We start from the raw sequence: 7768 nt of genomic DNA, 5'->3' as shown, positions 1-7768 counted from the left end.
AGGCCGCTGATCGCCGCGATCGCGGCCTGAGGCCGGCCCAGTTTTGGCTTCAAGACTCGCGGTCCTGTAAGGCTGTTTTTACACGACCAAGACCCATTGCTGCCGTCAGCCATCTACTTGCGCGCAAGAAAAACGTTAGAGGGTTCGACCTCGATCAGGAAAGCGTCGTTGGCGAGGCTCGGCACCCCGATCCAGGTTGCGCAGGGCGGGTTCTCGCCGAACGCCGCCCTGAGAGCGGTGGTGATCGCTCCACTTTCATGCATGTGACTTAGCTTGATGTAGAGTCGGAGTGAGCCGACGTCATCGAGCGTCGCGCCAACCGATGCCAATGCGACAGCCAGGTTTTCTAGGCTCTTTTCAAGTTGACGCCCGATGTCACCGGCACCGACGATGTTTCGATCGGCATCCCAAGCGACCTGGCCGGACACATTTACCACGTCACCGAACGGCGTCCGAATGACTGTAACCTGAGCAAAACCATACGGCCGGCTATCAAAGAGTCCCGCAGCAACATGGACGGATCGGGTCATTGGGGCTCCTTGTTTTTTGCCGCGGTCAACGGCGCAACTACGACGAATAGAACATACGAAGGCGACAAGCGACACTTCGGCTCCTGGCTCGACTGAGAAATCCTCACGGCCGAATCGATGTCTGCCATCCGTGGTAGTTCAGACCAGATTTGCTCTCAGCGAGACTTTCGGCCTTTGACCCGTAGCCGTCTTGCACGATGCCCCGCAATTGCGACGCAGCAATTGCCGCCTCAGCAGGTGCGACGACCATCGATGCGTGATACGCTGCGTCACCTCGTCCTCAAGCTGCGATGAGGATCGAATGAAGCGGCGGGAGTTCATAGCGGGTACTGCGGCGCTGCTCGTTTCGCCGAGACGTTCGTGGGCGCAGGGTAGACACCATCGACTTGGCTTCCTTGCTATAGGTGATGGGAGCGGGCGGGCCCTCAATCAAGCCGAGCTTGCGTTATTTGATGGGCTGCAAAAGCACGGCTGGATCGATGGAAGAAACCTGATTGTCGAGTATCGTTTTTCCCAACCCCCAGACCGACTGCCAGCTTCAGTTGCCGACCTGATTGCTCTCAGTCCCGATGTGCTCGTCGCTGCGGCGCCGCGGGCAACCACAGCCCTGAAATCCGCAACTGCCACCATCCCAATCGTATTCGTGGCAGTGTTCGATCCCGTGGGGCTTGGCCTCGTGCAAAGCCTATCGCGTCCAGGCGGCAATATAACGGGTCTCGCGACCTCCGCAGGGGTAACAATCGGAAAGCAAATCGAGATCCTCCGCGAACTAGTGCCCGGCGCTTCGAAAATCGCGCTCTTAGTCAATCCGGGCAATCCAATGCACAGGCTGATATTAGTCGAGGAGGTTCCTCCCACAGCCCGGAACCTGGGCGTGGCTCTGCCGATAGTGGAGGCGACCTCGGCTGAGCAGCTCGATACCGCCTTTGCCTCGGCCGCCGCCCAGCGCCCCGATGCAATGATCGTTCTTGGCGACCCTCTGACTGTAGTCCAGGGCCCCCGAATTGTTGCGCTCGCGGCGAAACATCGTTTGCCCGCTATTCATCTCTCACGAGAATTCGCGAATGGCGGATTGGTCGTTTATGGCCCCGATATAGCCGATCTGTTCCGCCGTGCAGGCGGTTACGTCAATAAGATCCTCAAAGGCACGAAGCCTTCCGATCTGCCGGTCGAGCAGCCGACCAAATTCCAGCTAGTGATCAACATGAAGACTGCCAAAGCGCTCGGCGTCACCGTGCCGACCTCGTTGCTCCTTCGCGCGGATGAAGTGATTGAATAGAGTTTGCTGCGCTGCATGAGTCCGGATATGGCCCTTAGCAGCTGATGGCTCGAACCCGTGTCAGTTCGGCTTTCAGAGGCAATCCCGACAGCAATCCAGGATGGCGTTTATTGCTGCTTTTGGCCCGTTGCGTCCCACCAGCATCTAGCCTGCGGGCGGGTGCAGTTTATGCCATTTTTCACGCGCGGTTTCCGCTGATCCGCCGCGCCGTACTTCATCTTCTCTAAAATCTTTCCAATACCGATAGGTGCAAAACAGCCCGTACAGCCAAAGGAAAACGAGCACCAGAACAAGCGGACCAATCAAGCCTTTCGCGAACTCGGTTGGATCGAGAATCTTCAGCAAGAAAATCAAGGCGAGACATAGGGCTCCAGAAACCGCAAAGACTCGCGCTCGTAACCGCCAAACTCGGACTTCCTCTGAAACAGTCATCCCTCGTCCTTAGGCGTACGTACGCTCTCGCGCCGAGTCGGTAGGGCGAAAGCTAGGAGGCTCATTGGGGAGACCGAAAGCAACCAGCCTACCATTCCAAATGGCACTCGTGGCCCGAACGGGACATCGGGGGGCCCACAGTGCGGCTGGCAAGGCAGCGCCAATGGATCAGGAACAGGCCAGAGCTTCGCTCGACAATGCGGCAGCGAACGTCATCCAAGCTTGAGACCTCGCCGCCATTGGCGACCGGATTGGGGTTCCTAACCTTGGGACGAAATCAAAACCTGCCAGATCTGATCCGACCGCGTGGGGGCCGGCCGATCAGTTCAGCTGGCACTCACGATCGGATTTCGCTGATCTAGTCGGCGTTATAGGCCACCTCGCCCTTCCCAGTAGGTGGGCGTCCCGTAATACCGGTGGGTTCGGGTTTCCCAATTTCGATCTTCCCAGGAGTCATCGCTAAACTCAGGCGCGTCCCTCAGCTGTTGCTCCGTGATATTGGTTCGGAAGCCTTCAAGTGACGTATCATACGTCAGAGCGCCCCAGGGAATGGGGTAATGGCTGTGACCCAAGCCGACAAATCCGCCGAAGCTCATAACGGCATAAGCCACGCGACCTGACACCTTGTCGATAATTAGGTGATCAATCTCACCGATATTCTTTCCATCTGCTCCATACACCTCGGTTCCTTGAATGTCTTCGCTTGAGATGCAGTGATGATCCGGATGGGCTGTTGCGCGGGCCATGACTTTTTCTCCTTCATGGGGTAGGTGGTTTGTCGGCTTAACTCTGCCGCTCCGAGGGTGTTCCTGCGTTAGGCGTAACGGTCGTAGCGCCGATGACCAGCCTAGCGACGCTGACATGGACTTTAAGAGCTCAAACAGAGGGACGACGATGAGGCGCAGATCTGGCGACGACCGGCCGGGTCGCTTCGCGCCGCTTCGCGACGCAATATTTCGTAGCAAAGCGAATAGAAATCCTCCGGGAATTGGTGCCCGGGGCCTCGCAAATCGCGATCCTGGTCAATCCCGACAACCCGATGCATAAGCTGTTGGTAGCCGATGAGGTGCCCAATACGGCGCGCAACCTCGGCGTGGCTCTACCGATAGTTCAGGCGACCACGGCCGAGTGCGATGCACGAGTCTCTTGTTGGCCCAAAGCCGCCATGCAGCCGCGTCGGCTTCGATGTCGCCTTCCAACAGCAAACCGGACCAACGAACCGACGAGTACGTGCCTCAAATCACCCCCGCCAGCCTTAGCGCCACGCCCGCCGTGCAGCTGCACGCCAGCACCGTCAGCATGCCCAGCTTGAGCCGGAAGATCGCCGTTGCTGCTGCGATCGCCAGCAGCAGCGCCGGCACATCGACGCTTCTCAGCACCGGCATATCGAAGTTCAGCGGAAACGCATGCACCGGCACGGTCTCGCGGAACAGCGTGTGGAGCGCGAACCAGATCGAGAGGTTGAGGATCACGCCGACGACGGCGGCGGTGATCGCACTGAGCGCGCCGGCGAGGCCGGTGTTGCCGCGCAGGCGCTCGATATAGGGCGCGCCGACGAAGATCCAGAGGAAGCACGGCGTGAAGGTGACCCAGGTCGCGAGCAATCCGCCGAGCGTCGCCGCCAGCATCGGCGACAGCCCGCTGGGGTCGCGATAGGCCGCCATGAAGCCGACGAACTGCAGCACCATGATCAGCGGGCCCGGCGTGGTCTCGGCCATGCCGAGACCGTCCAGCATCTCGTGCGGCTTCAGCCAGTGATAGTGCTCGACGGCCTGCTGGGCGACATAGGCCAGCACCGCATAGGCGCCGCCGAAGGTGACCAGCGACATCTTCGAGAAGAACAGCGCGATCTGGCTGAAGACGTTGCCTTGCCCGAGCACCAGGAGCAGTGCGATGACAGGCACCAGCCAGAGCGCCAGCCACAGTGCGCCGACGCGGATCGCGCGCGCGATGTTGGGTTTGACGTGGTCGGGCACGGCTTCGCCGAGCATGCTGTCGATCGCGGCGCCGCTAGCGCCATGGCCGTGACCGGCCGGCGCGAATTCGGCGCGGCCGCTTCGCGCGCCGGCATAACCGATAAGGCCTGCCGCGATGATGATGATCGGGAAGGGCACTGCGAAGAAGAAGATCGCGACGAAGGCCGCAGCGGCGAGTGCGATCATGATGCGGTTCTTCAGCGCGCGCTTGCCGACGCGTACCACGGCCTCGATGACGATGGCGAGCACGGCGGCCTTGAGCCCGAAGAACAGCGCCTCGACGAAGCTGACGTTGCCGAAAGCCGCGTAGATGTAGCTGAGGCCCATGATGGCGATGATGCCGGGCAGGATGAACAGCCCCCCCGCCATCAGCCCGCCGGCAGTGCGATGCATCAGCCAGCCGACATAGGTGGCGAGCTGCTGCGCCTCCGGTCCCGGCAACAGCATGCAGTAATTCAGCGCATGCAGGAAACGGCCTTCGGAGATCCATTTCTTCTCCTCGACCAGGATGCGGTGCATCACCGCGATCTGGCCCGCGGGCCCGCCGAAGCTCAGGCAGGCGACGCGAAGCCAGACGCGGAACGCTTCGCTGAAGCTGATGCCGTGACCGGCATCAGCTCCTGCTTGAACATTCCGCGTGTCCATTACGCCTTCACCTTGTTGGTCGGCCAGTTGTGGGTCTCGGTGGTGGCGTCGCGGCACCAGCGGTAGAAGGCATCGTAGAGCGTCATGCCGGCCTCGAGCTGCGCGAGGTCGTCGTCATACATCCGCGACAGCCCGAGCGAGGCCGCGAGCAGGCCGGGCGCCTCCGGGGCGAGGTCGGGCCGCGCGGTGTCGGCGCCGCGCACCAGCGTGGCCAGCCGTAGCAAAGGCGGCGTCGCAATGCCGAACTCCTCGACCATCACGTCGAAGGTGCAGAGCTCGCCGCGGTGGCTCCAGAACACGTTCTCGATGTCGAAGGGGGCAGCATTGAACCGCTCGCCGACCGCGACCACCTCGGACGGCGCCACATAAAGGAACACCGCATTGGGATCGACGAAGCGGCGGATCAGCCAGGGGCAGGCGATGCGGTCGACCTTCGGCCGCGCCCGCGTGACCCAGACGGTGCGGCCCTTGGCATCGCGCGGCGGCAGCTTGCGGGCGTCGACCAGCGGCAGCTTGGCCGCCTTCCAGCCCTCGAAGCCGCCCTCGAGAGTCTCGGCCTCCACGCCGAGCTGGCGGAGCCAGGCCGCCGTGCCCTGCGCGAGCTTCTCGCCGCGGAAGCACGAGACGACAGCCCGGCGGCCGGCGAAGTCGCCGCCCCAGTCGGTCACATTCTCGTGGCTGAGCTTGATAGAGCCGGGGATCAGCCGCCGGTCGGCGGCAAAATCCTCTTCAGTCCGCACGTCGATCAGGACAGGCATGTTCGCCGTGCCGATCAACCGTGCCAATTTGTCAGACGATATGGTCGTGAATGTAGACATGATGCGTCCTCGCAAGAACCGAACGGGACGCGATGCTTGGGCGTGTCGCCTCGTGGGGAGATCGCTCAAATCCCCATGGCGCAGATTACATCGAAACTAAGAAGCACTGTCAATCCGCAGGACGATTGGACCTTCGAAAAGTGCTGCCCGCCGGTCTATACTGAACCCCAGCAGACCTGAATCCCCTGGAGAATTCGATGCATTCCCATTCCATCGAACAATGGACCCATGACCACGCCTTTCTCGGCCAGAAGCACGACGAGAACGAGCGGCGCACCTGGTTCGTGGTCGTCCTGACGCTGGTCATGATGGTCGGTGAGATTGTCGCCGGCTCGCTGTTCGGTTCGATGGCGCTGCTCGCCGACGGCTGGCACATGGGCACGCATGCGGCCGCGCTCGGCATCGCCGCCTTCGCCTATCGTTTCGCGCGGCGGCATCTGGGCAATGCGCATTTCACCTTCGGCACCGGCAAGTTCGGCGATCTCGCCGCCTTCGCCAGCGCGATCATTTTGGGATTGATCGCGGTCGAGATCGCCTATGAGAGCGTGCTGCGGCTGATCAATCCGGTGCCGATCGTGTATGGCGAGGCGATCGCGGTGGCCGTCCTCGGACTTTGCGTCAACCTCGGCAGCGCGTGGCTGCTGCAGGGCAGCCACGATCATCACCATCGCGGCCATGATCACGGCCACAGCCATGCGCATGATGCCGACGGGGATCACGACCATGATCATCACGGCCATCACCACCATCACGACAACAACCTTCGCGCGGCCTACGTCCATGTCATGGCCGATGCCGCGACCTCGGTGCTGGCGATCGCAGCTCTTGCCGTCGCCATGTATTCGGGCTGGGTCTGGGCCGATCCGGCGGTCGGCCTGATCGGCAGCGTGGTGATCGCGGCCTGGGCGTTCGGCCTGATCAAGTCGTCAGGCGCGGTGCTGCTCGACGTACGCGCCGATGAGAAGCTGGAGCGGGTGATCCGGGCGCGCATGGAGGTCGGCGACGACCGCGTCACTGATCTGCATCTGTGGCAGGTCGGTCCCGGCCATTGCGCCGTGCTGCTCTCGGTGGTGTCCGACAAGCCGAAGCAGCCGGCCGTCTACAAGCGGCGGCTCGCCGGGCTGAAGGGCCTCAGTCACGTCACGGTGGAGGTCGAGACCTGCCTGCATTGACGTGAACCACGCGAGCGGAATTCTGCGATGCGGCCGGGGTTGATCCTCGGTCGCAGCCCGCATGGCTGTATCGGAGGAACAATGATGCCCAGGATCACGTTCGCCGTCGCCCTCGCTGCGCTCGCTCTGTCCGGCCCCGCGGCGCTGGCGCAATCGGAAAAGGCCGGCGTCGAGAAGCTCTATGTGCTCAACTGCGGCGAGGGCACCGCAGGTGATATCTCGCGCTGGACGCCCGGCCTGAACGAAGGCAAGTCGATGGACTTCGTCGACACCTGCTACCTCGTCAAGCACAGCAAGGGCTGGTTCCTGTGGGACACCGGCATCGCCGATTCCGTCGCGAGCATGCCGAATGGTCTCGTGCCCGCCGATCCCAAGGCTACCACCTGGCGCCGGCCGAAGACGCTTGCCGCCCAGCTCGAACAGCTTGGGCTGAAGCCCGATGACGTCAAGGCGATGGCGGTCTCGCACACGCATCCCGACCACACCGGCAATGTCGAGCTGTTCCCGCAGGCCACGCTCTACGTGCAGAAGGCCGAATATGATTGGCCCGGCGCCAACAACGAGCCGCGCTTCAAGCCATCGCACCCGGTCGAGCTGCTCAACGGCGACAAGGACGTGTTCGGCGATGGCAGCGTGACCATCCTGTCGACGCCCGGCCACACGCCCGGGCACCAGTCGCTGCTGGTGAAACTGCCGAAGACCGGCGCGGTGGTGCTGTCGGGCGACGCCGTCCATTTTAGGGATAATTGGGACAACCGCCGCGTGCCCAGCATGAACGTCGACAAGGACCAGACCGCGGCCTCGATGCAGAAGATCGCCGACACGCTGGCCAAGGAGAAGGCGCAGCTCTGGATCAACCACGACAAGGCCCAGCGCGACAGCCAGAAGCTGGCGCCGGAGTTTTACGACTAAGGCG

Annotated in this window: 8 protein-coding genes; 3 read left to right on the top strand and 5 right to left on the bottom strand. The window is 62.2% G+C overall.

Annotation, left to right across the window (positions count from 1 at the left end; translation table 11 throughout):
• Nucleotides 1–113: 113 nt before the first annotated feature.
• Nucleotides 114–530, bottom strand: coding sequence for a RidA family protein (locus GGD67_RS38685; protein ID WP_179740221.1), 417 nt, complete (start codon nt 528–530; stop codon nt 114–116).
• 301 nt (nt 531–831) lie between these two features.
• Here GGD67_RS38685 and GGD67_RS38680 point away from each other — a divergent pair, with 301 nt between their 5' ends.
• Complete coding sequence (locus tag GGD67_RS38680; RefSeq protein ID WP_092257537.1) at nt 832–1809, top strand: ABC transporter substrate-binding protein; 978 nt, start codon at nt 832–834, stop codon at nt 1807–1809.
• 144 nt (nt 1810–1953) lie between these two features.
• Here GGD67_RS38680 and GGD67_RS38675 read toward each other — a convergent pair whose 3' ends face one another.
• The 4 genes from GGD67_RS38675 to GGD67_RS38660 all read right to left on the bottom strand — a co-directional run bounded on the left by GGD67_RS38675 (nt 1954) and on the right by GGD67_RS38660 (nt 5680).
• Complete coding sequence (locus GGD67_RS38675; RefSeq protein ID WP_179740219.1) at nt 1954–2241, bottom strand: hypothetical protein; 288 nt, start codon at nt 2239–2241, stop codon at nt 1954–1956.
• A 368-nt stretch (nt 2242–2609) separates the two neighbouring features.
• Nucleotides 2610–2987, bottom strand: a complete 378-nt coding sequence (locus GGD67_RS38670; RefSeq protein WP_018320022.1) for a PRC-barrel domain-containing protein — start codon at nt 2985–2987, stop codon at nt 2610–2612.
• Nucleotides 2988–3476: 489 nt separating this feature from the next.
• Nucleotides 3477–4862, bottom strand: coding sequence for a chromate efflux transporter (chrA, locus tag GGD67_RS38665; RefSeq protein WP_179740217.1), 1386 nt, complete (start codon nt 4860–4862; stop codon nt 3477–3479).
• A complete protein-coding gene (locus GGD67_RS38660; protein WP_179740215.1) occupies nt 4862–5680 on the bottom strand; it encodes a chromate resistance protein ChrB domain-containing protein in 819 nt (272 codons plus the stop codon). Before GGD67_RS38660 ends, chrA begins: the two co-directional genes overlap by 1 nt.
• A gap of 197 nt (nt 5681–5877) precedes the next feature.
• Here GGD67_RS38660 and dmeF point away from each other — a divergent pair, with 197 nt between their 5' ends.
• A complete protein-coding gene (gene dmeF / locus GGD67_RS38655; protein ID WP_179740213.1) occupies nt 5878–6852 on the top strand; it encodes a CDF family Co(II)/Ni(II) efflux transporter DmeF in 975 nt (324 codons plus the stop codon).
• An 81-nt stretch (nt 6853–6933) separates the two neighbouring features.
• Nucleotides 6934–7764, top strand: coding sequence for an N-acyl homoserine lactonase family protein (locus tag GGD67_RS38650; protein ID WP_179740205.1), 831 nt, complete (start codon nt 6934–6936; stop codon nt 7762–7764).
• Nucleotides 7765–7768: the final 4 nt, after the last annotated feature.

This window comes from Bradyrhizobium sp. IAR9 (genome assembly GCF_013408065.1).
GTDB lineage: Bacteria > Pseudomonadota > Alphaproteobacteria > Rhizobiales > Xanthobacteraceae > Bradyrhizobium.
The sequence above is the reverse complement of the archived record's forward strand: the minus strand, read 5'-3'. Positions and strand labels throughout refer to the sequence as shown.